Raw genomic sequence first — 24168 nt, 5'->3', positions numbered from 1 at the left:
AGAACCCTGATGCAAGACTCCGTCAAACAGCCCGTGTGGCTGAGCCTGTCCGAGGACGCGGCCGTGGTGAAGCTGTCCCGCCCGACCTCCTGCAACGGCGTCGAGGTCGACGCCCTCACCCTGCGCGCGCCGACGGTGCGTGATATCCGCCTGGCCAGCAAGGTCGCCAGCGATGACGAGGAGCGCGAGCTGCAACTGTTCGCCTCGTTGGTGCAGGTCAGCCGTCAGGATCTGGAGGGCTTGAAGCTCAGCGACTACCAGCGCCTGCAGCACGCCTACTTTCGCCTGGTGCGAGAGGACGCGGATGAGCTTCGCGCTGATGCGCCAGCTGGCGCGGCGGCTGGCGACTGAGTCGGGTTTCACGGCCGGCGAACTGGAGCGCATGACCTTGAGCGACCTGCGTTGGTGGCTGGGGGACTAGGCGGGCTGGTTTGCCCTGGAAAGGGGCGCTGGATGACCGGCGCCCCTTTTTTCGTCAGAGGGGCGAGTGATGAACGATGAATGAATCTACTGAGAGGGTGCCGACCGTGGGTGGAGTGCTCGACCTGTCCCTCGGGCAGGCGCTCGCCGATGCGACGGTGCGCATGCGCGGCCTGGAGTTTCTCGGCACCTGGAGCGTCGCGCTGGAGGGCCTGCGCGATGAGTCGCGGCTTATCCGCGACACCCTTGGCCGGCAGCTGCAGGTGTTGGAGCGGGGCGCCGGCGAGGTGCGTACCGGCCTGCAACGAATCATCGGGCTGCTGGGGAGTCCGGCGGCCATGCGCGGCGATACGCCCGCGCGCCAGGGCGGGTGGCAACGCGGTGAATCCGCGCTGCCTTCCAGTGGCGTTGTCGGCACGATGTTCCGCAGCCTGCAGTTCAATGGAAAGGTGCAAGAGCTGACGGCGCGCGGTGGGCTGTCCGCGGAGCAGAGCGAGCGTGATCTCGCGCGCAACGTGCGGCAGGTTGCCAATGACAGCGGGCTGTCGAGTGACGATGTGCTCGACCTGATCCGGCTGATGATGAACCAGGGGATGGACCTGCAAACCTCCCTGGCCTTTCTTCCGGATGCGGCGACGTTCTCCTACGGGCAAGGTGTGCCGCTGGAGCGTACCGCCGAATTGACCCAACGCCTCCACGAGATCGGCGGCGTGACCAGCGTGGGCGATATGCGGGCGCAGTACGCCTCGCTGGCGCAGCGCCACGACCAGGGTGAGGGGGCGGTCGAGTTGCTTGCCCGTCGCCTGTCGAGACAGTTGGACGAGCGCGATCCGTCGGATGCGAAAGGCAATCGCGAGTGGGTACAACAGCAGCTGGTCGAAGGCGCACAGATGGATGGCCGGCGCCGGCTGCAGGATGACGCGACGACGCGCATGGCCACCCGCCAGGGGCAGAGCGAGTCGCTTGAGAGTGCCTGGCAACAGTTATGGCGCAGCGTCAGCGACGCCAATCAGGATGTGTACCGCCCGATGATCGGGCCTGTCACGCAGAAGCTCGTCCAGGCCACCGCGGTGGTCGAGGAAAACCCCGGCCTGACCGCCGGCCTGACTGCGCTGATCGCGGTGGCAGGGGGATTGAAGGCCCTGAGTGATGTTCGCGGCGTGTACAAGGACGTGAAGGATGTCTTCGGCGCGACGAAGTCGTGGGGCGGTCGCGCTCTGGGACGCGGTGCGGATATCGCTTCGGGTGTTGGCTCGGCGATCCGGCAGGGCGCGGGGCGGGCATACCAGGCCGCGGGCAGCATGGCTGGCGCCGCCTGGCAGCGGACCGTCAATTGGAGCAGTCGCGCCGGTACCTGGGCGGGCAACGTCGTGACTGGTGTTCGTCAGGGGGCCGGATTGCGCGCTGCTGCCCTAGGCGGCCTGGCGAAGGATGCCTGGCAAGGAGTCTCCAGTTGGACGGGGGCGGCCAGTCAAAAGGTCGGAGCCTATCTCGGCACCGCGTGGAATGCCGCAGCTCGTGGGGTGCGTAGCGCCGGCGAGTGGTTGGTCAGTGTGCTGCGCAGCGGCGTTGGCCGTGCGATTGGCCGGGGGGCACTCGTAGCCGTCGGGCCTGCCCTCACGGCCTACGAAACCTACACCGGCAATGGCTCGGCCCAGGAAAAAGCCAAGGGCTACGGCGATGCGGCAGGCTCTCTGGTCGGGGGGCTTGCCGGGGCTGAGGCGGGAGTCTTGGCGGGCGCGGCCGTTGGATCGTTGATCCCGATCGTCGGAACGGCCGCGGGCGCCATCGTTGGCGGGCTGGTGGGCGGGGCTCTGGGCGCCTGGGGTGGTGGTGAGGTCGGAAAGTCGCTGGGTGATGGGCTGTATCGAACGTTCAGCAACGATTCGGACGAAGGTGATTCGTCCTCGGCGAGGGCATTCGACCTCGGCAATGCCGTTTCGCCCGATGCAGGCGTCACGGACGCGTCGCGGCCTTCTCCCAGCGCATCTGCATCGGCCGCTCCGCTGGCGCCGACGTCCGAAACCTGGACGTTTTCCCCCCAGATCAGCATCAACGTGGCCGGCAACGTCAGCGACCCCGAGCAGTTGGCCAGCGAGTTGCTGCCGCGCCTGCGGCGGATGCTGGCGGATTTCTCCCAGGATCGGCAACGCGATGCGCTGTTCGACATGGTCGTGGTGTAAGGAGGCGTTATGGCGTATTGGGAACAGATGCAGAACGGCCTGTCGCAGCTGGCCCGGGCGGCCGAAGATGGCCGTCGCGACCTGGACGAGGTGATCGCGCCGGTGAACGGCGCCGTCAGCGACATCCGTGGCGCGGCGGCTGAGCTGGAGGGTTTGCCCGGAGTCTCGCCGGACATGGCGGGCAAGGTGCAGCGCTCGATGCAGGGCATCGAGCGCGCGCAGGTCAAGGTCAACAAGGTGGTCAACACCTACAACAGCGCAGCGCGGGCCCTGAAGGGCATCGATGAGCGCGTGCAGGCGCTGGGCGAGCAGGTCGACCGAGCGCGAAAGGCGGTGGACAAGGTGGTCGGCAAGGTCGGTGAATCGCTGGGTTCGATACTGCCCAGTTCGGTCCTGGCGCCCCAGCTGACGCCCGGTGATTTCATGTGCGCCATTCCACAGCAGCACCTGCTGATCATGACCGTGCTGGACTCGCAGACGCAGTTCTTCTTCAACATCGACACGGTGCCTTTCGAATCAGCGACTCGCACGAGCCAGCTCACCTGGAAGGAGCAGCCGCGGCTGGGCCGTCGGGGCGCCCTGCAATACGTCGGCGTCGGCTCGGAGACGTTAGCGCTGAAGGCGACGCTCATGCCGGCCCTGTCGCGGGTATCGGGTAAGCGCGTGGGATGGAAGATTCCGAACCAGCTGCGCGAAATCGCCTTGAGCGGCAAACCGGTGAGCCTGATCAGCGGCTATGGGGACCCCCTGGGGACCTGGTGCCTGACCAAGGTGACCGAGACGCAGAGTGCTCTGCTCACCAATGGGGCCCCGCGCAAGCAAGCCCTCGACCTGGAGTTCAATCGCTATGGCGACGACGATCTATCGCAGCAGTAATGGCGACGTGCTGGACCAGCTCTGCTATCAGCGCTACGGCCATCTCAAGGGGTGCGTGGAAGCGGTGCTCGATGCCAATCCCGGCCTGGCCGACGAGCCGCAACCGCTGCGCGCCGGCGTGCTGATCCGTATGCCCGATTTGCCGGCTCCGGACCATCCGCAGGTGCGCCTGTGGGATTGATCCGTGTGTTCCAACCAGGCCCCGCAAAAGCGGGGCCTTTTTATTCGGGGGCCCCATGAAACCGGTCTTTCGCATCGTCGCCGATGGGCGCGACATCACGGCACAGGTCAACGACCGCGTGCTCGAGTTGGAAGTGCTGGATAAGCACGGCCTGGAGTCGGACACGCTGTCGCTCACCCTCGACGACCGCGCAGGCACCGTGGTGTTGCCCCGGCGCGGCGCGGAGCTGGCGCTGTACCTGGGCTACGAGGAAACGGGCGTGGCGCCGATGGGCCGCTACAAGGTCGATACGATCACCTTCAGCGGCGCGCCGGATACGCTGGTGATCAAGGCCAAGTCTGCGGACGCGCGCAACGTGGCGAAATCCATCCGCAGCGACAGTTGGGAGAACGTGACACTGGCGCAGATCGTCGAGCGCATCGCGGGCCGCAATGGCTGGCAGGCCCAGTGCGAGGTACAGACGCGGATCGTCCGCGCGGACCAGATCAACGAGTCCGACTATCACTTCATCACCCGCCTGGCCCGGCAATACGACTGCACGGCGAAGATCGCCGACCTGAAGCTGCTGGTCATGCCGCGCCAGGCTGGCCGCAGCGCGTCGGGGCAGCCGCTGGACTCGGTGCTGCTCAGGCGCGGGGACGTCAGCTCCTTCAGCTTCACCCTGGATGATCGCAAGGTAGTCGCGCAGGTGAGCGTGCCCTACCAGGGGCCCGACGGAGCCTTGCGCACCGTCAAGCTAGCCAATCCGAACGCGCCGAAGACGGTGCAGGCGGAGTACGTCGAGCGCCATGTCCAGGCCAACGAAGCGGCGGCACAACAGTTGGCCAGGTCGCGCCTGGCGGACTTCAACCGACAGACCGCTGGCGTACGCTTGGGGCTGCCCGGCCGCACCGATCTGTTCGCCGAGTGCCGGGTTGAGCTGAGCGGCTTCAAGGCAGGGGTCGATGGCATTTACCTGGTCGACACCGTTACCCAGCACTACGACGCGAATGGCTGGACCACCCGCGTGCTGTGCAATGGCGGTAACGATGGCAAGGCGCTGGCGGGGGAGGGCGGCTGACATGCTCATCGACGAACACCAGCTACTGCTGATCCTGCCCAACGCCCGCCCCGTCGCGGGCGTTTTTCTGCCCGTGTTGGAGAGGGCGATGTGCGACTTCGACATCGACACCTCCCCGCGCGTCGCTGCCTTCCTCGCCCAGGTCGGGCACGAAAGTGCGCAGTTGACCCGCTGCGTGGAAAGCCTGACCTACAGCGCCCAGCGTTTGGCTGCCGTCTGGCCCCGGCGCTTTCGCAGCGCCGACGGCTCGCCCACGGCACTGGCGCGGGAGGTGGCGTACCAGCCGGAGCGCATTGCCAACCTCGTCTATGCCGGACGCAACGGCAATGGCGATGAAGCGTCGGGCGATGGCTGGCGCTTTCGGGGGCGCGGGCTGCTGCAGGTCACCGGGCGCAGCAACTATCGGTCGGTGGGCGAGGGGCTCGAGCAGCCTTTCGTTGCCCGCCCTCAGTTGTTGGTGGAGCCGCGCTGGGCTTGCCGGTCGGCGGCCTGGTGGTGGCAACGCAACGGGCTCAACGCCTTGGCCGATGCGCAGCGCTTCGAGGACATCACCCGGCGCATCAACGGCGGTTTGAATGGCCTGGAGGCACGGGTGCAGATCTGGCGCCGCGCGCAGGAGGTGCTGGGATGAGTCGCTTCTGGCTGGCGCTGGGCGTGGGCGGGGTTCTGCTCGGGGGAATTGGCGGCGCCTGGTTGGCGGCGCGCTTCTATGAAGGGCAGCTCCAGACCGTGCGTCTGGAGCAGGCGCGCTGCAGCGACGCCGGCAAAGCCCTGGAGTCGAGGCTGGCGCTGCAGAACGCCCAGGTCGAGGCGCTGGAACAGGCTGCCCGCCAGCGTGCGGAATCCGCTGAGCGCGCGCTCGCCCAAGCCCGCGAGCAGGCGCAGAGCCATGAGGCCGCTGCCCGCCGGCTGCTGCTGGAGCGCAGCGAGGGCGAGGAGTGCGCCGTGGTCCGTCAGTTGATCGACCGGGAGCTGTTGCCATGAAACTGCCGGCGCTGATCCTCGCGCTGCTGCTGGCCGGTTGTGCCACTACGCAGCCAACCCCCGCGCAAGTGCGCATCCCCCTCCCGGTGCCGTGCCAGGCGCCGACTGTCGAAACTCCTCGCTTCGCCACCGCCGGCCTGCGCCCTTCGGACGACCTGCAAACCAAGGTTCGCGCGCTGCTGGCCGAGCGGCAGCAGCACCTGGCCTATGAAACCCGCCTGCGTGCCGTGCTCGATGCGTGCCGCTGAACGGCCCTACCTTCGTCGGCCAGGGCGCCGTGCCGGTTGCGCTGGCGCCCGGCCTTGGGCTACTGTTCGGCCATCGCTAGGCGAGACCGCAACCGTGATCCACCGCAGCCGCATCATCACCTCCCTCCTCAAGGCATTCGCCCGTTGGCGCTGGCGCGCCTGATTCCTTCTTTCCCGGCATAGCGCCGGTCTCTTCTTACGCGTCCATTTCTCCCATCCGCTGGCATAATCGCCAGATTCGCGCAGCCTGCGAGGCCGCAACGGGTGTCGACGATGGCGCGATCCGAAAGCAGTGCAATCATGAGGTTCGAGCAGACATGCTGCTGATGATCGATAACTACGACTCCTTCACCTACAACCTGGTGCAGTACTTCGCCGAGTTGAAGGCCGACATCCACGTCATTCGCAATGACGAGCTGAGCGTCGAGGAGATCGCCGCGCTCAATCCCGAACGCATCGTCCTGTCCCCCGGCCCGTGCACGCCGAACGAGGCGGGCGTGTCCCTGGAGGTCATCGAGCGCTTTGCTGGCAAGTTGCCGCTGCTGGGCGTGTGCCTGGGCCACCAGTCCATCGGCCAGGCCTTCGGCGGTGACGTGGTGCGGGCGCGCCAGGTCATGCACGGCAAGGTCAGCCCGGTGTTCCACAAGGACCTGGGCGTGTTCGCCGGCCTGAACAATCCGCTGACCCAGACCCGTTACCACTCCCTGGTGGTCAAGCGCGAGACGCTGCCCGACTGCCTGGAAATCACCGCCTGGACGGCGCTGGAAGACGGCTCGGTCGATGAGATCATGGGCCTGCGCCACAAGATGCTGAACGTCGAGGGCGTGCAGTTCCATCCCGAGTCGATCCTCTCCGAACAGGGCCACGAGATGCTGGCCAACTTCCTCAAGCAGACCGGCGGGGTGCGCGCATGAACATCAAGGAAGCCCTCGGCCGCGTGGTCAACCAGCTGGACCTGACCACCGAGGAAATGCAGGACGTCATGCGCGAGATCATGACCGGGCAGTGCACCGACGCGCAGATCGGCGCCTTCCTCATGGGCATGCGCATGAAGAGCGAGACCATCGACGAGATCGTCGGCGCCGTGGCGGTGATGCGCGAGCTGGCCGACCAGGTCGAGCTCGATAGCCTCAAGCACGTGGTCGACGTGGTCGGCACCGGTGGCGATGGCGCGAACATCTTCAACGTGTCCTCGGCGGCGGCCTTCGTGGTCGCCGCGGCGGGTGGCAAGGTCGCCAAGCACGGTAACCGTGCGGTCTCCGGCAAGAGCGGCAGTGCCGACCTGCTGGAAGCCGCCGGCATCTACCTGGACCTCAAGCCGGTGCAGGTGAAGCGTTGCATCGAGACCGTGGGCGTCGGCTTCATGTTCGCCCAGGTCCATCACAAGGCCATGAAGCACGCTGCCGGCCCGCGCCGCGAGCTGGGCCTGCGCACCCTGTTCAACATGCTCGGCCCGCTGACCAACCCGGCGGGCGTGAAGCATCAGGTGGTCGGCGTGTTCAGTCAGGCGCTGTGCCGCCCGCTGGCCGAGGTGCTCAAGCGCCTGGGCAGCGAGCACATCCTGGTGGTGCATTCCCGCGACGGCCTGGACGAGTTCAGCCTCGCCGCGCCGACCCACGTGGCCGAGCTGAAGGATGGCGTGGTCACCGAATACGACGTGCAGCCCGAAGACTTCGGCATCAAGAGCCAGAGCCTGATCGGCCTGACGGTGGACAGCCCGCAGCAGTCGCTGGAGCTGATCCGCGACGCGCTGGGCCGGCGCAAGACCGAAGCCGGGCAGAAGGCCGCCGAACTCATCGTGCTCAACGCCGGCGCCGCGCTGTACGCCGCGGACCTGGCCACCAGCCTGCACGAAGGCATGCAATTGGCCCACGACGCCCTGCACACCGGGCTTGCGCGGGAGAAGATGGAAGAGCTGGCGGCCTTCACCGCCGTTTACCGAGAGGAGAACGCACAGTGAGTGTGCCGACGGTTCTGCAGAAGATCCTGGCCCGCAAGGCCGAAGAAGTCGCCGAACGCCGCACCCGCGTCAGCATCGCCGAGCTGGAGCAACTGGCCCGTGCAGCCGACGCCCCGCGCGGTTTCGCCAACGCCCTGCTGGAGCGCGCCAAGCGCCGCGAGCCGGCGGTGATCGCCGAGGTGAAGAAGGCGTCGCCGAGCAAAGGCATCATTCGCGAGAATTTCGACCCGGCCGACATCGCCCGCAGCTACGAAGAGGGTGGCGCTACCTGCCTCTCGGTGCTGACCGATATCGACTTTTTCCTCGGCAGCGATGCCTACCTCAAGGAAGCCCGTGCGGCCTGCAAGCTGCCGGTGATCCGCAAGGACTTCCTCATCGACCCGTACCAGGTCGTGGAAGCCCGGGCCATCGGCGCCGATTGCATCCTGCTGATCGTCTCGGCGCTGGATGACGTGCGCATGGCCGAGCTGGCCGCGGTCGCCAAGGACGTTGGCCTCGACGTGCTGGTGGAAGTGCACGATGCCCCGGAGCTGGAGCGCGCGCTGAAGCTCCTGGATACCCCGCTGGTGGGCATCAACAACCGCAACCTGCACACCTTCGAGGTGAGCCTGGAGACCACCCTGGATCTGCTGCCGGACATCCCGCGCGATCGCATGGTGATCACCGAGAGCGGCATCCTCAACCGCGCCGATGTCGAGCTGATGGAAGTCAGCGACGTGTTCGGCTTCTTGGTGGGCGAAGCCTTCATGCGGGCGGACGAGCCGGGCACCGAGCTCAAGCGCCTGTTCTTCCCCGAGCGCAGCAAGACCAAGCTGGGCGCCGATCCGGACTGAATCCGTCTGGCAGGCGCGAGCTTGCCGGCGAAGCGAACAGCGCTGGAGTTTCCGGACGGTTGTTCGCGAGCCAGCTCGCTCCTGCAGGTAGGGCAACAAAAAAGCCGGCGATTGCCGGCTTTTTTGCGTTCTGCAGACTTCAGCGGGTGCCGAAGACCACCATGGTCTTGCCCTTGACGTGCACCAGGCCCTGTTCTTCCAGGCTCTTGAGCACGCGGCCGACCATCTCGCGGGAGCAGCCGACGATGCGGCCGATTTCCTGGCGGGTGATCTTGATCTGCATGCCGTCGGGGTGGGTCATGGCGTCCGGCTGCTGGCACAGGTCCAGCAGGGTGCGCGCCACGCGGCCGGTGACGTCGAGGAAGGCCAGGTCGCCGACCTTGCGCGTGGTCTTGCGCAGGCGGTCCGCCATCTGGCTGCCGAGGGTGAAGAGAATCTCCGGGTCCTGCTGGCTCAGTTCGCGGAATTTCGCGTAGCTGATCTCGGCGACTTCGCATTCGGTCTTGGCGCGAATCCAGGCGCTGCGCTCCTGGCCGGTGCTGCCTTCCTTCTCGAAGAGCCCCATCTCCCCGAAGAAATCGCCGGTATTGAGGTACCCGATGATCATCTCGCGGCCGTCGTCGTCCTCGATCAGGACGGTCACCGACCCCTTGATGATGAAGAACAGGCTCTCGCAGCGGTCACCGGCGTAGATGATGGTGCTCTTGGCGGTGAAGCGGCGGCGATGACAGTGCGCGAGCAGCTTGTCGAGGTTCTTGATTTTGGGTGTGAGGGTAATAGCTACCATGCCCGAGTCCCGGAAAGTAGAAAGAGTGGCCTTTGCACAACAGGCGCTAATGATTTTTTATGTTCAGCTGTGGTGCCGTGCGTCCCTGGCGCGATCCCCCTCGATCCCCAGGGCGGCAATTGCCTGGCTGAGCAGTCTTGCATGTACGTAAATCTGCAAGAGCTTAACAGACGTCGTGTTACCAACAATCGGAAAGCTGGAACGTTCGTGTAGGCAATTTCCGAGAGTGTGCCAGTAATCCGGCGCCAGCTTAAGTGATAAATGCATACTGGCCGTGTGGAAATGAGACGTGGGTAACAGCCACCGCGCCCGCTGGGCGTGTTAGAGGGCTGTGATAAGCTGTCGCCCCTTTTTTCCGGCGGAGTTCCTTGCAATGAAAGCGCGAATCCAGTGGGCGGGCGAGGCGATGTTCCTCGGCGAATCCGGCAGTGGCCACGTCGTGGTGATGGACGGCCCGCCGGACGCCGGTGGCCGCAACCTGGGCGTGCGGCCGATGGAGATGCTCCTGCTCGGCCTGGGTGGCTGCACCAACTTCGACGTGGTCAGCATCCTCAAGAAGGGTCGCCAGCCGGTGGAAAGCTGCGAAGCCTTCCTGGAAGCCGAGCGCGCCGACGAGGACCCGAAGGTCTTCACCAAGATCCACGTGCATTTCGTGGTCAAGGGGCGTGGTCTGAAGGAAGCGCAGGTCAAGCGCGCGGTCGAACTGTCGGCCGAGAAGTACTGCTCCGCGTCGATCATGCTCGGCCGCGCGGGCGTCGAGATCACCCATGACTACGAGATCGTAGAGCTGGGCTGACAGCCGGCTTCATCCTTTCATCATCAAAGGTGGGCAAAGTCTGGCAGAGGTCGTCTGACCTCTGCATAATGCGCCACCTTTTTTCAGGGCCCCCCGGCCCAAAACCAAGCAACCACAATCGCCATCGCGAAGAGGTGTAAACCGTCCTACGCAGGTGCTGCCGTACGCATCTGACGGGCATGCTCAACCACGCGGCAGAGCCGCATTTGATGAGAGTTTTCCCACGGTGAAAAGCAAACTCAAGCTCCACGGGTTCAACAACCTGACGAAGACCTTGAGCTTCAACATCTACGACATCTGCTATGCCGAGACGCCTGAAGACCAGCAGGCCTACGTGCAGTACATCGACGAAGAGTACGATGCCGAGCGTCTCACGCAGATCCTCACCGATGTTGTCGACATCATTGGCGCGAACATCCTGAACATCGCCCGTCAGGATTACGATCCGCAAGGCGCCAGCGTGACCATCCTGATCTCCGAGCAGCCGGTCACCCCGACCGACAGCCAGATCGAGGAATCCCCGGGGCCGTTGCCGGACACCATCCTGGCGCACCTCGACAAGAGCCATATCACCGTGCACACCTATCCGGAGATCCATCCGGTGGAAGGCATTGCGACCTTCCGGGTGGACATCGATGTGTCGACCTGCGGCGTCATCTCGCCGCTCAAGGCGCTCAACTACCTCATCCACCAGTTCGACTCGGACATCGTCACCGTGGATTACCGCGTGCGCGGCTTCACCCGCGACGTGGAAGGCAAGAAGCACTTCATCGACCACGAGATCAACTCGATCCAGAACTATCTCTCCGACGACACGTACGAGGCCTATCAGATGACCGACGTGAACGTGTACCAGGAGAACCTGTTCCACACCAAGATGCTGCTCAAGGAGTTCGACCTGGACAACTACCTGTTCGGTGATGCGACCCGCAACCTGTCGCCCGAGCAGCGCAAGCAGGTGGAAGAGCGCGTGCGGCATGAGATGCTGGAGATCTTCTACGCGCGCAACATGCCTCGCTGATCTCGCAACGCTCGATTAGCAGAAACGAAAAGGGCGCCCATTGGGCGCCCTTTTCGTTGGGGGCGATCAGTCCTCGTCCACCTCGCGGCCGGTATCGGACTGCGTCGGGCGATGGTTGTCCGGGAACAGCGCCTGGAATTGCTGGATCTGCTGCTTCGACAGCTCGATGGGCTTTTCGAACAGCACCCACTGCACGCCTTCGGTGCACGGCGGGGTGGTCAGCGAGCCGTGGTAGAACAGGTGATGGCTGGCGGCGGGGACCAAGCGGGCAAGGTCGGGCGCCAGCGCGGCGGCGAGCGGCGCCTCCTGTCCCTGCTGGGTCGGCAGGTGCTTCCACAGCTGCGCCAGCTGTTTGTTCTCGTTGCCTTGCTGGATCATCAGCCCCAGTACCAGCAGGTGGCCGCCCTTGTCCTGGTTCACCAGGTGCATCTCCATCGGATACGGCTGGTGGTTGAACTGGTGTTCGCTGGGCGTGTGGAAGTGGAATTGCAGCAGGCGGTATTCGGTGCCCTTGTAGGTCAGGGTATCGCCGTCGGCCGCGCTGGCCTGGAGGGTGTGGCCGTTGTTGAGCAGCGTGAGGGCCGTCTTGCCGTAATGCAGTTTCAGCTCGCTGGCCGGCACCTTCTTCGGCTCGACCTTGGATTTCTCGATGTCGATCGGCGATTGCTCGGCACCGCTGGCGCAGAGGGCGCTACCCAGTTCGCCCCAGTGCGCAGGGCCCTGATCGCCGCTGTAGGACCAATGGGCATCGGCGGCGTGGGCGGTGGAAAGGGCCAGGCAGAGCGGGGCGAGCAGGCAGGAAACGCGGGGGATGAAGCGCATGGAAACTCCGGATGGGTAATCAGCCGGAGCAGCATCCTCGCTGCGAAACTGCGACGAAAGATGGCGAAAAAAGCTTGGGAAATTTTCCCGTTTTGCCAGGAAATCTCCTGGGGCCATGCCACTGCATCGCCCCAGGACGGGATCAGATCCGGTAGGTGGACTTGGTCATCACCTTGGACAGCAGCGTCATGCCGAACTTCACTGGCGCCGGGAAGCGCAGGCCGCCGGCCTCGATGGCGCTGGTGGCGTGGTGCTCTTCGTCCTCGCGCATCTGCTCGAGAATGGCGCGGGATTTCCGGTCTTCGGCGGGAATTTCCGCCAGGTGTTCGTCCAGGTGCTTGCACACCTGGTCTTCGGTGGCAGCGACGAAGCCGAGGCTGACGCGGTCGCTGATCAGCCCGGCGGCAGCGCCGACACCGAACGACAGGCCGTAGAAGATCGGATTGAGCACGCTCGGGCGGCTGCCCAGCTCGCGGATGCGCTGTTCGCACCAGGCAAGGTGGTCGACTTCCTCGTCGGCGGCTTCTTCCATGGCCTTGCGTACCTTGGGCAGCTTGGCGGTCAGTGCCTGGCCCTGGTACAGCGCCTGGGCGCAGACCTCGCCGGTGTGGTTGATGCGCATCAGGCCGGCGACGTGACGGGCATCGCTCTCGCTGAGCTCGGCGTCGGGTTGGACGATAGCGGGGGACGGGCGCCCCGGATGGCCGCTGAACGGCAGCAGGGTGCGCAGAGCGGCATCGGCCTGCAGCAGGAAGCGGTCGGCGGGGGAGTAGTGACGGTCGGCGGACATGGCGCACCTCCGATAAGGAACATTCGCCGGCAGTTTACCGGATGGCGGATGACAGGTCTTGCCGAGGTGCGCGCAGCGTCTTCTGGTCGGGAACGGATCAGCCCGGCGGCCAGTGCATCTGGCGCTGACCCAGCACGTGCATGTGAATGTGGTGCACCGTTTGGCCGCCCAGGTCGTTGCAGTTCATCACCACGCGGAAGCCCTCGTCGCACCCCTGTTCCTTGGCCAGGCGCTGGGCGGTGAAGAGGATGTGCCCGGCCAGCGGCTTGTCCGCTTCGCTCAGGTCGTGGAGGGTGGCAATGTGCTGCTTGGGGATCACCAGGAAATGCACCGGCGCCTGCGGGCCGATGTCATGGAAGGCGATCACCTGGTCATCCTCGTACAGCGTGCGCGCGGGTATTTCCCCGGCAACGATCTTGCAGAACAGACAGTCCACGAAAGGCTCCTCCAGCGTGTGGGCAGGAGCAGGAGTTTAGCGCCCGCGCTCAGGCCACGCCCAGTGCCGGCTCAACCGGCCAGCGCCAGGCGATTGATGCGGCCGGCCAGTTTGCGCATGAGCCAGCGTGGCAGCAGGCGCACGCCATAGGCGAACAGGCGGTTGCGCCAGCCGGGGATGATCAGGGCTGGCGCCCGGCGCAGGGCTTTCACGGCCAGGAAGGCGACCTCCTCGGCGGACATGACGCGCTTGCCGTCGTCGAGCTTGCCCAGGCGCAGGTCGGCGTTGCGGTAGAACGCGGTGCGGGTCGGCCCCGGGCACAGCACGGACACCTTGATGCCGCGGCCTTTCAACTCCTCGCGCAGGCCTTCGGAAAAGTGCAGCACGAAGGCCTTGCTGGCGTAGTAGCTGCTCATCCAGGGGCCGGGCAGCAGGCCGGCCACGGAGGCGACGTTGAGAATCCGCCCGCCGCCGCTGCGCTCCATCATCGCGCCGATACCGTGGCACAGGCGCGCCAGGGCCAGGACGTTGAGCTCCAGCAATTCCTGTTCGCGGGACCAGTCCTGGTCGACGAAGGCGCCAGAGGTGCCGACGCCTGCATTGTTCACCAGCAACTCGATCTGCCGCCCGCTCTGCTCCAGCTCGTGCAGCAGCCCGGATATCTGCAGCGGCTCGGACAGGTCGCAGACACGGAACAGCACCTCCACCCCGAAGCGTTGCGAGAGTTCGCAGGCGATGCTGTCCAGCGCGTCGCGCTGGCGCGCCACCAGGATCAGGGCCTGGCCGCGGCGGGCGAGGGCTTCGGCCAAGGCCAGGCCGATACCGCTGGAAGCGCCGGTGATGAGGGCAAAACGAGGCATTCAGGAGTCTCTGTGGCGGGGTGGCGTTCGACCACGCCCGCCACGGGTTGTTGCATTACTGGTCGCTGCTGTCGCCGTCGTCGGAGTCAGCGCCTTCGGTGTCGCCGCTGTTGAACTGTTCGTCCGACGGTTCGGCGCTGGCGGCCGGTGCGCTGGAGTCGTCCTGCTGGTACTGCTCGTACTGGGCGCTTTGCGCGCGCTCCAGATAGCCCTGGTACGCAGGAATGGCGATGGCGGCAAGAATACCGATAATCGGCACCAGCAGGGCGGTCCAGGCGAAGATCACCACGCCACGGCTGTTGGGCGGCGGCGGCGGGCCGTAGCGGTTGGCCTCGGCGGTGCCGGGCACCAGCAGCATCAGCAGGGGGAACACGCTACCGACGACGGGGACAAGGTTGAGCAACAGCAGCCAGGCGGACCAGCCGATGTCATGCAGGCGCTGTGCGCCGATCATCACGCTGACCACCACGAAGCCGATCAGCGCGATCGCCCCGACGAGGATGCCGAGGAGGTTGGAGACGGCAAACAGACCGGCCACCACCAGGAACACCGGGATGGCGATGAGCGAAACCGCCATGCTCCAGCCCAGGTAGCGTACCCGGCCGATCCGGCCGTCGGTGGTGAGGACCTTGAGATCGCCGTATTCGGGCAGTTGCTCGCCCACCTGGGCCTGGGGCGGGGCGTAGGGCGAGGCACTCGCCGTGGGCGCCGCAACGGGCGTGGCGGCAACCGGGTTGGCCGCCAGTTCCGCCTGGCGCGCCAGGTACTTCTCGATCACGATGCCGCAGGCGCTGCACTCGATGGCGGTCGCCTGTTCGTGCCCGCATTTGGGGCAGGTCATCCGCTCGCTGCCGGCCGCTTCACCGGCGGAACGGGCTGCCAGGGTCGCTTCGCTGGGATGGTCGTCGGTTTCCACCAGACTGAATCCGGCAGCGCCTTCGGCCTCCTTGCGGGCGTTGGCGCCGGCGCCGTGGAGGGCGCGCAGGTACTTGTCGGCTTCATCACCGGTCAGGTCGCGCTTGAGCACGACCGGCTGGCCGCTGAACAGTGCGTCGATCTTCGAGGCATCGCTCTTGAACAGACGGGCGAGATTTTCCTTGGCGGTTTCCAGAGGCGTCTGCGGCATCAGCGCGCCGTCAAAGACGATCTTGAAGCGGGATTGATCCATCGGGGCATCCTTGTCTTCTGGCTATGGTGGAATCGCTACAGCGTAATCGGGCCGCCAGGGGCCAACAAGCGGCCCTGGCGGATATATCGTGAGCGGTGCCGCAGCTCAGACCAGCAGTTGGTTGGACAAGCCGGCGCTGCGGGTCAGGGCCTGGCGGTATTCGTGATCCAGGCGGGCGATCAGCTCGCCCACTGCCGGCAGGTCGCGGATGTCACCGACCCCCTGGCCGGCGGACCACACGGTCTTCCAGGCCTTGGCCTCGTCGCTGACCGGCTTGAGCTTCTCGCCGTAATTGAGCGAGCCCTTGTCGTTCAGCCGCTGCATGTCGAAGCCGGCCGCTTCCAGGCTCTGGCGCATGAAGCTGGCGGGCACGCCGGAAACGGCGGGCGTGTGGATGATGTCGGCGGCGCGGGCGTCGAGCAGCATGTGCTTGTAGTCCTCGGACGCGGCGCTCTCGCGGGTGGCGATGAAGCGTGTGCCGAGGTAGGCGAGGTCGGCGCCCAGCACCTGGGCGGCGAGGATTTCGTGGCCGTGGTTGATGCAGCCGGCCAGCAACAGGGTCTTGTCGAAGAACTGGCGGATCTCGGCGATCAGCGCGAAGGGGCTCCAGGTACCGGCATGGCCGCCCGCGCCGGCCGCGACGGCGATCAGGCCGTCGACGCCGGCCTCGGCTGCCTTCTCCGCATGGCGGCGGGTGGTCACGTCGTGGAACACCAGGCCGCCATAGCTGTGCACGGCATCGACCACTTCGCGCACCGCGCCCAGGCTGGTGATGACGATTGGCACCTGGTGCTCCACGCAGAGCTTGAGGTCCGCCTGCAGGCGCGGGTTGGTGTTGTGAACGATCAGGTTGACCGCGTAGGGCGCGGCCTGCGGGTCGGCTGCCAGCCCGGCTTCGATCTCTTCCAGCCAGGCCTTGAAGCCGCTGCTCTCGCGCTGGTTCAGCGCCGGGAAGCTGCCGACGATGCCGCTCTTGCAGCAGGCCAGCACCAGTTGCGGGTTGGAGACCAGGAACATCGGGGCCGCCACCAGGGGGATGCGCAGGCGGCGGTCGAGCAGGGCGGGCAGGGACATGGCAGTCTCCTTGTCGGGGTCAGAAGGGTTTGACGACCACCAGGATCACGATGGCGATCAGGAACAGGACCGGCACTTCGTTGAACCAGCGGTAGAACACGTGGCTGCGGCCGTTCTCGCCGCGGGCGAAGCGCTTGAGCATGGCGCCGCAGGCATGGTGGTAGCCGATCAGCAGCACCACCAGGGTGAGCTTGGCGTGCATCCAGCCCTGGGTCAGCCAGGCGGGGTTGAGGTAGAGCATCCAGGCGCCGAGGACGATGGTGAGGATCATCGACGGGCCCATGATGCCGCGGTACAGCTTGCGCTCCATGACGCAGAAGCGCTCGCGGCTGGCGGCGTCCTCGCTCATGGCGTGGTAGACGAACAGGCGCGGCAGGTAGAACAGGCCGGCGAACCAGCAGACCACGGCAACGATATGAAAGGCCTTGAGCCAGAGATAGAGCATCGGGACGTCCTCGAATCACGGTGAGCCGATAGTAGTGGCGCGGTGCAATGGCGTCATCCCTGGTTCTCATTACACTGTGGTGGGTCATCGAGATTCCACGCGTGGCGATGTGCCGCGTGTGCCGCATGGCATCCGGCAGATGCCTGGCCCGCCCGCCCATGTCCGCAGCCGCCCCTTCCAAGACGCCCCCGCCGCCCGCTGAGGCCGCTGAACACCTGACGCCCAAGCGCCCGCTGGCACGGCATCCGCTGTTGCGCCAGTGGCGGCGCAATCTGGCGTTCTGGCTGGGCGCCCTGCTGGTGGGGCTGGTGGCACTGGCCTTCGCGCACCTGGCGGACCTGGCCAGTGCGACCTTCCGCGGTGTCGTCGCGCACAGCCAGTGGTGGCCCTGGCTGATCTGCCCGCTGGGCTTCGCCGCGCTGGTCTGGCTGACCCAGGGCGCGTTGAAGAACACCCGGGGCAGCGGCATCCCGCAAGTCATCGTGGCGCTGGAGCAGCGCAGCAGCCCGACCCGCAACGCCTTGCTGTCGGTGCGAATCGCCGTCGGCAAGCTGGTGATGACGCTGCTCGCACTGCTGGTGGGCGCTTCGGCCGGCCGCGAAGGGCCTACGGTGCACATCGGCGCGGCGCTGATGTATTCCTTCGGCCGTCGCCTGGGGCTCTACGAGAAGCACACGGTCTCCGGGCTGATCATTGCCGGGGGCGCGGCGGGCATCGCGGCAGCGTTCAATACGCCGCTGGGTGGGGTGGTGTTCGCCATCGAGGAGTTGAGCCGTACCTTCGAGCAGCGCTTCAGCGGCCTGGTGCTCACCGCCGTGCTGCTGGGCGGCATGGTCACCCTCGGCCTGATGGGCAGCTACAGCTACTTCGGCCGGCTTTCGGAAAGCATGCCGCTGGGGCCCGCATGGATTGCGGTGGTGGCGTGCGGGCTGCTGGGCGGTTTGCTCGGCGGCCTCTACTGCCGGCTGGTGCTGCCGACCGACCGCGGCCCGCTGAGCTTCATCAGCCGCTGGCGCGGGCGCTGGCCGATCCGCTTCGCCGCAGCCTGCGGGCTGCTGCTGGCGCTCCTCGGTCTGCTGTCCGGGCACCATGTGTTCGGCACCGGCTACGCCGAGACGCGTTCGATCCTCGAAGGACAGCCGGTGGTGGGACACGACTTCCTGCTATTGAAGTTCATCGCCAACGTGATTTCCTTCATCGCCGGGATTCCTGGCGGGCTGTTCTCGCCCTCGCTCACCGTGGGTGCGAGCCTGGCACCCTGGCTGGCGCCGCTGATCCCCGGCGCGAGCCTGCCGGCAGTCGGGCTGCTGGGGATGTCCGCCTACCTCGCCGGCGTGACGCGTACGCCGCTGACCGCCACGGTGATCACGGTGGAGATGTCGCACAGCCCGGACATGCTGATTCCGATCCTCGCGGCCACGCTACTGGCCAGTGGCGTGTCGGCGCGCCTGAACCCGCTGCCGATCTACCACGCCCTCGCCCGCCAGATGCAGGAAAGCCTGGGTCCGACAAAAGGGGCATGAACACCGACACATTCGCTCTGTTCAGCCCGGGCAGCGGCTCATATCATGGTCGCCCCTGAATTTGGCCCCATAGGTGGAGTGACAGGCAGATGATCAAGGTCGGTATCGTAGGTGGTACGGGTTATACGGGCGTGGAACTGCTGCGCCTGCTGGCACAACATCCCCAGGCGCGCGTCGAGGTGATTACCTCGCGCTCCGAGGAGGGCGTGAAAGTCGCCGACATGTACCCGAACCTGCGAGGCCACTATGACGGCCTGGCCTTCAGCGTGCCGGACGTGAAGCGTCTGGGCGACTGCGACGTGGTGTTCTTCGCCACACCCCACGGCGTGGCACACGCCCTGGCCGGCGAGCTGCTGGCGACCGGAACGCGGGTGATCGACCTGTCCGCGGACTTCCGCCTGCAGGACGCCGAGGAGTGGGCCAAGTGGTATGGCCAGCCCCACGGCGCGCCCGATCTGCTGCCCGAGGCCGTCTACGGCCTGCCGGAAGTGAACCGCGAGGCCATCAAGACCGCGCGGCTGATCGCCGTACCCGGCTGCTATCCGACCGCCACTCAGCTTGGCTTCATCCCGCTGCTGGAGAACGGCCTGGCGGATGCCAGCCAACTGATCGCCGACTGCAAGTCCGGCGTCAGCGGTGCCGGGCGTGGCGCCAAGGTCGGTTCGCTGTTCTGCGAGGCCGGCGAGAGCATGATGGCGTATTCGGTAAAAGGTCACCGCCACCTGCCGGAAATCAGCCAAGGCCTGCGCCGTGCGGCCAAGGGTGAGGTCGGCCTGACGTTCGTGCCGCACCTGACCCCGATGATCCGCGGCATCCACGCGACCCTGTACGCGCGCGTCGCTGATCGTGGCGTCGACCTGCAGAAACTGTATGAGGAGCGCTACGCCAACGAGCCGTTCGTCGACGTGATGCCGGCTGGTAGCCACCCGGAAACCCGCAGCGTGCGCGGCGCCAACGTCTGCCGCATCGCGGTGCACCGTCCACAGGGTGGCGACCTGGTGGTGATCCTGTCGGTGATCGACAACCTGGTGAAGGGCGCCTCCGGCCAGGCGATCCAGAACATGAACATCCTGTTCGGCCTGGACGAGCACCTGGGTCTGTCCAACGTCGCACTGCTGCCGTAAGGAACGACTGCCCCGGAAGGCGGCCGATTGATCTGGACCAATGGATGAGTCGGATTAGTTGACCGTTTTTCTGGGGTAAGCGGATAATGGTCCGCAATGTTGTAACGTACGGCTTCGGCCGGGAGAGTGTTCACCATGACCATCGAAACCTTCACCCCCACTCCGCTGATGTTTTCGCACGGCGCTGCGAACAAGGTGAAGAACCTGATCGACGAAGAAGGCAATCCGCGCCTCAAGCTGCGGGTGTTCGTCACGGGCGGTGGCTGCTCGGGCTTCCAGTACGGGTTCACCTTCGATGAAGACACCGCGGACGACGACACCATCGTCGAGCGCGACGGCGTCAGCCTCGTGGTCGATCCGATGAGCTTCCAGTACCTCGCCGGTGCGGAAGTGGACTACCAGGAAGGCCTCGAAGGTTCGCGGTTCGTCATCAAGAACCCGAACGCAGCGACCACCTGCGGCTGCGGTCAGTCTTTCTCGATCTGATCGTTTAGAAACAAGAACGCCGCGCTGATGCGCGGCGTTTTTGTTGGTGGCGCGGGTTCAGGCGGGGTAGAGCGCCCCGAGAATGCGTGGCCCCTGGGCAGCGGTGACTTCCGGGCAGTTGCCGGGTTCACGCTCGAGGAAGCGATGGGCCAGCCAGGCGAAAGCCATGGCTTCCATCCATTCCGGCGGCACACCACGGTCCAGGCTGCTGATCACGCTGGCGCCGGGCATGTGCACGGCAAGGCGCTGCATCAATGTCTTGTTGAACGCGCCGCCACCGCACACCACCACTTCCTTGCAACCCGGCTGTGCATCCAGCAGCGCGGCGGCAATGCTGCGGGCGGTGAGTTCCAGCAGGGTGGCCTGCACGTCCTCGGCCTTCGCGGGCGCATGGCTGGCCAGCACGGCGTTGAGCCAGTTCAGGTTGAAACGCTCGCGCCCGGTGCTTTTCGGCCCCTTGGCGGCGAAGAAGTCGTCAGCCAGCATCGCCTGCAGCAGCCCTTGATCGATACTACCGCTGGCAGCCCAGGCGCCATCGCGGTCATAGGCGTCGCCACGCTGCTCCTGAATCCAGGCATCCAGCAGGACGTTGCCGGGGCCGCAGTCGAAACCGCGAACCGGCTGGCCGGGGCTGAGTAGTGAAACGTTGCTGAACCCGCCCACGTTGAGGATCGCGCATTCGCGGCGATCACTGCCGAAGAGTGCGCGGTGGAACGCCGGCACCAGCGGCGCGCCCTGGCCGCCGGCCGCGACATCGCGGCGCCGGAAGTCGGCCACGACGTCGATGCCGGTCAGTTCGGCGAGCAGCGCCGGGTTGCCGATCTGCACGGTGAAGCCCTGGTGCGGCTCGTGGCGAATGGTCTGGCCGTGGCTGCCGATGGCGCGGATGGCGCCGGGGGCGAGCTTCTCGCGCGCCAGGAGCTCAGTGATGCCCTGGGCTGCCAGGCGCACCCAGTGGTTTTCCGCCAGGGCGGAGCGGGCAATTTCGTCAGGGCCGGAGGAGCACAGCGCGAGGAGATCGGCGCGCAGCCCGGCGGGCATGGGCAGGTAGTGTGAGGCGAGCAGCGTGGTCTGCTCGCCTTGCTCGATCAGGGCGATGTCCAGTCCGTCGAGGCTGGTGCCGGACATCACCCCCAGATAGAGCGGCATGACTCAGCGCTTGTTCAGGGCCAGGAAGGTTGCCTTCTCCTGGTCCATGCGCGCGATCAGCGGTTGGGTCTGCGCCAGGAAGCGCTTGCGCTCCGGGCCGCTCAGCGGGTCGGCGGTGGGCAGCTTGGCGCTCAGCGGGTCGACGTGCTGGCCGTTGACCTGGAACTCGTAGTGCAGGTGCGGGCCGGTGGCCAGGCCAGTCATGCCGACGTATCCGATGATCTGGCCCTGCTTCACCGCCACGCCGGAGCGAATGCCCTTGGCGAAGCGGCTCATGTGGCCATACACCGTGCGATAGCGCTGGCCGTGCTGAATGACCACGGCGTTGCCGTAGCCACCCTTGCGACCGGCTTCGAGGATCTTGCCGTCGCCGGTGGCCTTGATCGGCGTGCCGATCGGCGCCGCGTAGTCCACACCCTTGTGTGCACGAATCTTGTTCAGGATCGGGTGGAAACGCCCAATCGAGAAGCGTGAGCTGATGCGGGCGAAGTCCACCGGAGTGCGGATGAACGCCTTGCGCATGCTGCTGCCATCGGCACGCAGGTAGCTGGTGTTGCCCTGCTTGGTGGTGTAGCGCACGGCGGTGTATTCCTTGCCGCGGTTGACGAAGCGCACCGCGAGGATGCTGCCGGTGCCAACCTGCTTGCCTTTCACCTGTTGGGACTCGTAGATCACGTCGAATTCGTCGCCTTCGCGAATATCCTGGGCGAAGTCGATGTCGTAGCCGAGGATGTTGGCCATCGACATGATCAGGTCGTGGGACAGCCCGGCGTTGCGGCCGGCAACGAACAGCGAGCTGTCGACGCGACCGTGGGCGTAGTTCGCGTGCACCGACGGCTTGACCAGGTCGCGCGTGAAGTCATAGCCCTTGGCCGACTTGTTCAGGCTGATGGTCTCAAGATCGCTGCGCTTGACCTTCAGGCCTTGCAGTTCGCCCTTGGTGTCGATGAGGAAGTCCACGTCCTGGCCGATATCAAGACGGGTGAACTGCTTGGCGTCCTTGTTGGAAGCCAGCATGTCGTGCACGACGTTCGCCGGCAGGCCGGCCTTCGCGAACACGGTAGAAAGGGTGTCGCCCTTGCCCACGGTCACGCTTTTCCACGCAGGTTCTGCGGAAGCGGAGGGGGAGGCTGGTTTGTTCGAATCGGCGAGTTCGTGGTTCTTTTCCGCGTCTTTTCCGGCGCTGTTGTGGTTGTCCGGCTGGCCTTCTATCTGAGCAAAAGGCGAAGAGCCGTCGTCTTCCGTGACCGGGTTGGGTCGGAGGTCGTCTTTTTCCTGGAGGATCTGCTCGGTACTGCTTTCCAGCTCGAGATTGAGCGTGGTCTTCTTCGCCTCGACCTCGGCCGAGGGGAACACCAGCAGAGCCAGGCTGAGGAGCGCTGCTACACCGCTTGCGGCCAGCAGATGGCTCTTCGGGTAGTACGGCGCTTTCTGATCGGATTGCGTCATGGCGTGAGTGGTGTTTTTGGAATGTGAAATAACTGCCTAAAATATAACCAAATTCCCTCTGAAGCAACCCTGATGTCGGGCTTCTGGCGTCCTGTCCTCTGGCGCTGGGCAAAACTTGTTTTTAGTGCCTGTTCTTGTATCGTTGGTTCCCTTTCGCAATTCGCAACGTACAGGAACCTGCAATGAAGTCGGTCGAAGAGCAGCTGGCGCTGATCAAGCGCGGAGCAGACGAAATTCTCGTGGAGGCCGAGCTGATCGAAAAGCTCAAGCGCGGCCAGCCCCTGCGTATCAAGGCCGGCTTCGACCCGACCGCTCCCGACCTGCACCTGGGGCACACTGTCCTCATTAATAAGCTGCGTCAATTCCAGGAGTTGGGCCATCAGGTGATCTTCCTGATCGGCGACTTCACTGGGATGATCGGTGACCCCAGCGGGAAAAGTGTTACCCGCCCACCCCTCACCCGCGAGCAGGTTCTCGACAACGCCGAGACGTACAAGGCCCAGGTCTTCAAGATTCTCGACCCCGCGAAAACCGAGGTGGCCTTCAACTCCACCTGGATGGACCAGCTTTCCCCCGCTGATTTCATTCGTCTGGCTTCCCAGTACACCGTTGCTCGTATGCTGGAACGCGATGATTTCAGCAAACGTTATGCCAGCAATCAGTCCATTGCCATTCACGAGTTCCTCTACCCGCTGGTGCAGGGGTACGACTCGGTGGCGCTGCGCGCCGATGTCGAACTCGGCGGCACCGATCAGAAATTCAACCTGCTGATGGGGCGTGAGCTCCAGCGCGCCTATGAGCAGGAGCCGCAATGCATCCTGACCATGCCGCTGCTCGAAGGTCTGGATGGCGTGAAGAAGATGTCCAAGTCGCTGGGCAACTACATTGGCATCCAGGAAGCCCCTGGTGTCATGTACAGCAAGCTGGTCTCCATTCCCGATACCCTGATGTGGCGTTACTTCGAGCTCCTGAGCTTCCGCTCCATGGAGGAGATCGAAGGCTTCAGGAAGGATGTGGAGGCGGGTGCGAATCCGCGCGACATCAAGATCAAGCTGGCCGAGGAAATCGTCGCTCGCTTCCATGGCGAAGAGGCGGCAGCCTCTGCGCACAAGTCCGCCGGTAACCGCCTCAAGGATGGCGAGCTGCCGGAAGACCTGCCGGAGGTCGAAGTGGCTGCTGCGGAAGATCTGCCCATCGGCGCCGTCCTTAATAAGGCAGGCCTGGTAAAGAACTCCGCCGTTGCCCGTGACCTGCTGTCCTCCAGCGGTGTGCGTGTGGACGGTGACGTCGTTGATCGCAGCTTTGTCTTCAAGCTGGGCGCGACTCACGTCCTGCAGGCTGGCAAGAAGGCCTTCGCTCGCGTCACTCTGGTCGCCGAGTGAAGAAAGTTTAAATTAGCCGTTGACGGCCAATTTAAACTCCCTATAATGCGCACCACTCCCAGCGACGAAGCGCTGAAAGAACTTGAAAATCAAGTACTTACAGAGATTCGA

Annotated in this window: 27 protein-coding genes; 17 read left to right on the top strand and 10 right to left on the bottom strand. The window is 65.3% G+C overall.

Translation table 11 applies throughout. The features are described from left to right. Positions 1 to 9 precede the first annotated feature (9 nt). The 11 genes from ACNFIA_RS00135 (at position 10) to trpC (ending at position 8745) form a co-directional block, all read left to right on the top strand. Entirely contained in the window at positions 10 to 351 is a 342-nt protein-coding gene (locus ACNFIA_RS00135) for a phage tail assembly protein (protein ID WP_416782472.1), read from the top strand. 185 nt (positions 352 to 536) lie between these two features. Next, positions 537 to 2603 (top strand): hypothetical protein, encoded by a 2067-nt coding sequence (locus ACNFIA_RS00130; protein ID WP_416782471.1) that lies wholly within the window; start codon positions 537 to 539, stop codon positions 2601 to 2603. A gap of 9 nt (positions 2604 to 2612) precedes the next feature. Beyond that, positions 2613 to 3479, top strand: a complete 867-nt coding sequence (locus tag ACNFIA_RS00125; protein WP_416782470.1) for a phage tail protein — start codon at positions 2613 to 2615, stop codon at positions 3477 to 3479. Further along, a complete protein-coding gene (locus ACNFIA_RS00120) occupies positions 3451 to 3660 on the top strand; it encodes a tail protein X (RefSeq protein ID WP_259759000.1) in 210 nt (69 codons plus the stop codon). Before ACNFIA_RS00125 ends, ACNFIA_RS00120 begins: the two co-directional genes overlap by 29 nt. A 55-nt stretch (positions 3661 to 3715) precedes the next feature. Beyond that, on the top strand, positions 3716 to 4720 hold the full coding sequence (locus tag ACNFIA_RS00115) for a phage late control D family protein (RefSeq protein ID WP_416782469.1): 1005 nt from the start codon (positions 3716 to 3718) through the stop codon (positions 4718 to 4720). Position 4721: 1 nt separating this feature from the next. Then, on the top strand, positions 4722 to 5351 hold the full coding sequence (locus ACNFIA_RS00110) for a glycoside hydrolase family 19 protein (protein ID WP_416782468.1): 630 nt from the start codon (positions 4722 to 4724) through the stop codon (positions 5349 to 5351). Further along, complete coding sequence (locus tag ACNFIA_RS00105; RefSeq protein ID WP_416782467.1) at positions 5348 to 5704, top strand: hypothetical protein; 357 nt, start codon at positions 5348 to 5350, stop codon at positions 5702 to 5704. The genes ACNFIA_RS00110 and ACNFIA_RS00105 overlap by 4 nt, the downstream gene beginning before the upstream one ends. Beyond that, positions 5701 to 5952 carry a hypothetical protein gene (locus ACNFIA_RS00100; RefSeq protein ID WP_416782466.1) on the top strand — a complete coding sequence of 84 codons (252 nt, stop codon included), beginning with the start codon at positions 5701 to 5703 and terminating at the stop codon, positions 5950 to 5952. Before ACNFIA_RS00105 ends, ACNFIA_RS00100 begins: the two co-directional genes overlap by 4 nt. A 317-nt stretch (positions 5953 to 6269) precedes the next feature. Next, positions 6270 to 6866 (top strand): aminodeoxychorismate/anthranilate synthase component II, encoded by a 597-nt coding sequence (locus ACNFIA_RS00095; protein ID WP_416782465.1) that lies wholly within the window; start codon positions 6270 to 6272, stop codon positions 6864 to 6866. Continuing rightward, positions 6863 to 7912, top strand: a complete 1050-nt coding sequence (gene trpD, locus ACNFIA_RS00090; protein ID WP_259759006.1) for an anthranilate phosphoribosyltransferase — start codon at positions 6863 to 6865, stop codon at positions 7910 to 7912. The genes ACNFIA_RS00095 and trpD overlap by 4 nt, the downstream gene beginning before the upstream one ends. Then, complete coding sequence (gene trpC / locus ACNFIA_RS00085; RefSeq protein WP_416782464.1) at positions 7909 to 8745, top strand: indole-3-glycerol phosphate synthase TrpC; 837 nt, start codon at positions 7909 to 7911, stop codon at positions 8743 to 8745. The genes trpD and trpC overlap by 4 nt, the downstream gene beginning before the upstream one ends. A gap of 139 nt (positions 8746 to 8884) precedes the next feature. Here trpC and crp read toward each other — a convergent pair whose 3' ends face one another. After that, positions 8885 to 9532 carry a cAMP-activated global transcriptional regulator CRP gene (crp, locus tag ACNFIA_RS00080; RefSeq protein WP_024763566.1) on the bottom strand — a complete coding sequence of 216 codons (648 nt, stop codon included), beginning with the start codon at positions 9530 to 9532 and terminating at the stop codon, positions 8885 to 8887. Between the two features lie 373 nt (positions 9533 to 9905). Between crp and ACNFIA_RS00075 the strand changes: the two genes are divergently transcribed. Next, the gene (locus ACNFIA_RS00075; RefSeq protein WP_015475289.1) at positions 9906 to 10328 is read left to right on the top strand and encodes an OsmC family protein; all 423 of its coding nucleotides are present in this window, start codon (positions 9906 to 9908) and stop codon (positions 10326 to 10328) included. Positions 10329 to 10554: 226 nt separating this feature from the next. After that, complete coding sequence (gene speD, locus ACNFIA_RS00070) at positions 10555 to 11349, top strand: adenosylmethionine decarboxylase (RefSeq protein ID WP_259759008.1); 795 nt, start codon at positions 10555 to 10557, stop codon at positions 11347 to 11349. A 66-nt stretch (positions 11350 to 11415) separates the two neighbouring features. Here the strand turns inward: speD and ACNFIA_RS00065 are convergent, their stop codons facing one another. The 7 genes from ACNFIA_RS00065 to hemJ form a co-directional block, all read right to left on the bottom strand. Next, positions 11416 to 12171: a carbonic anhydrase gene (locus ACNFIA_RS00065; RefSeq protein ID WP_416782463.1), complete on the bottom strand. Its 756-nt coding sequence runs from the start codon at positions 12169 to 12171 to the stop codon at positions 11416 to 11418. Positions 12172 to 12313: 142 nt separating this feature from the next. Next, positions 12314 to 12961: a 2-polyprenyl-3-methyl-6-methoxy-1,4-benzoquinone monooxygenase gene (gene coq7 / locus ACNFIA_RS00060; RefSeq protein ID WP_416782461.1), complete on the bottom strand. Its 648-nt coding sequence runs from the start codon at positions 12959 to 12961 to the stop codon at positions 12314 to 12316. 97 nt (positions 12962 to 13058) lie between these two features. Continuing rightward, on the bottom strand, positions 13059 to 13397 hold the full coding sequence (locus tag ACNFIA_RS00055) for a histidine triad nucleotide-binding protein (RefSeq protein ID WP_259759011.1): 339 nt from the start codon (positions 13395 to 13397) through the stop codon (positions 13059 to 13061). A 71-nt stretch (positions 13398 to 13468) separates the two neighbouring features. Beyond that, positions 13469 to 14257: an SDR family NAD(P)-dependent oxidoreductase gene (locus ACNFIA_RS00050; protein WP_259759012.1), complete on the bottom strand. Its 789-nt coding sequence runs from the start codon at positions 14255 to 14257 to the stop codon at positions 13469 to 13471. A 55-nt stretch (positions 14258 to 14312) separates the two neighbouring features. Continuing rightward, positions 14313 to 15425 carry a DUF805 domain-containing protein gene (locus ACNFIA_RS00045; protein WP_259759013.1) on the bottom strand — a complete coding sequence of 371 codons (1113 nt, stop codon included), beginning with the start codon at positions 15423 to 15425 and terminating at the stop codon, positions 14313 to 14315. Positions 15426 to 15530: 105 nt separating this feature from the next. Further along, complete coding sequence (locus ACNFIA_RS00040) at positions 15531 to 16499, bottom strand: NAD(P)H-dependent flavin oxidoreductase (protein WP_259759014.1); 969 nt, start codon at positions 16497 to 16499, stop codon at positions 15531 to 15533. A 19-nt stretch (positions 16500 to 16518) separates the two neighbouring features. Then, entirely contained in the window at positions 16519 to 16944 is a 426-nt protein-coding gene (gene hemJ, locus ACNFIA_RS00035; RefSeq protein WP_416782459.1) for a protoporphyrinogen oxidase HemJ, read from the bottom strand. A gap of 158 nt (positions 16945 to 17102) precedes the next feature. Here hemJ and ACNFIA_RS00030 point away from each other — a divergent pair, with 158 nt between their 5' ends. The 3 genes from ACNFIA_RS00030 (at position 17103) to erpA (ending at position 20077) form a co-directional block, all read left to right on the top strand. After that, positions 17103 to 18467, top strand: a complete 1365-nt coding sequence (locus tag ACNFIA_RS00030; protein ID WP_416782458.1) for a chloride channel protein — start codon at positions 17103 to 17105, stop codon at positions 18465 to 18467. 89 nt (positions 18468 to 18556) lie between these two features. Then, positions 18557 to 19591 carry an N-acetyl-gamma-glutamyl-phosphate reductase gene (gene argC / locus ACNFIA_RS00025; protein WP_259759016.1) on the top strand — a complete coding sequence of 345 codons (1035 nt, stop codon included), beginning with the start codon at positions 18557 to 18559 and terminating at the stop codon, positions 19589 to 19591. Between the two features lie 135 nt (positions 19592 to 19726). Further along, a complete protein-coding gene (gene erpA / locus ACNFIA_RS00020) occupies positions 19727 to 20077 on the top strand; it encodes an iron-sulfur cluster insertion protein ErpA (RefSeq protein ID WP_236172588.1) in 351 nt (116 codons plus the stop codon). Positions 20078 to 20134: 57 nt separating this feature from the next. Here the strand turns inward: erpA and ACNFIA_RS00015 are convergent, their stop codons facing one another. Continuing rightward, positions 20135 to 21226: an anhydro-N-acetylmuramic acid kinase gene (locus ACNFIA_RS00015; RefSeq protein ID WP_416782455.1), complete on the bottom strand. Its 1092-nt coding sequence runs from the start codon at positions 21224 to 21226 to the stop codon at positions 20135 to 20137. Between the two features lie 3 nt (positions 21227 to 21229). Continuing rightward, entirely contained in the window at positions 21230 to 22675 is a 1446-nt protein-coding gene (locus ACNFIA_RS00010; RefSeq protein WP_416782454.1) for a peptidoglycan DD-metalloendopeptidase family protein, read from the bottom strand. Between the two features lie 182 nt (positions 22676 to 22857). On the opposite strand from ACNFIA_RS00010, the gene tyrS reads away from it, so the two are divergent. After that, positions 22858 to 24057, top strand: a complete 1200-nt coding sequence (gene tyrS / locus ACNFIA_RS00005) for a tyrosine--tRNA ligase (RefSeq protein WP_416782453.1) — start codon at positions 22858 to 22860, stop codon at positions 24055 to 24057. The last annotated feature ends 111 nt before the right edge of the window (positions 24058 to 24168 follow it).

It is taken from the genome of Pseudomonas sp. NY15437 (assembly GCF_048068435.1).
GTDB classification, from domain to species: Bacteria; Pseudomonadota; Gammaproteobacteria; order Pseudomonadales; family Pseudomonadaceae; genus Pseudomonas; species Pseudomonas nitroreducens_B.
Note: the sequence above shows the minus strand (reverse complement) of the source record. Positions and strands in the feature narration are given on the sequence as shown.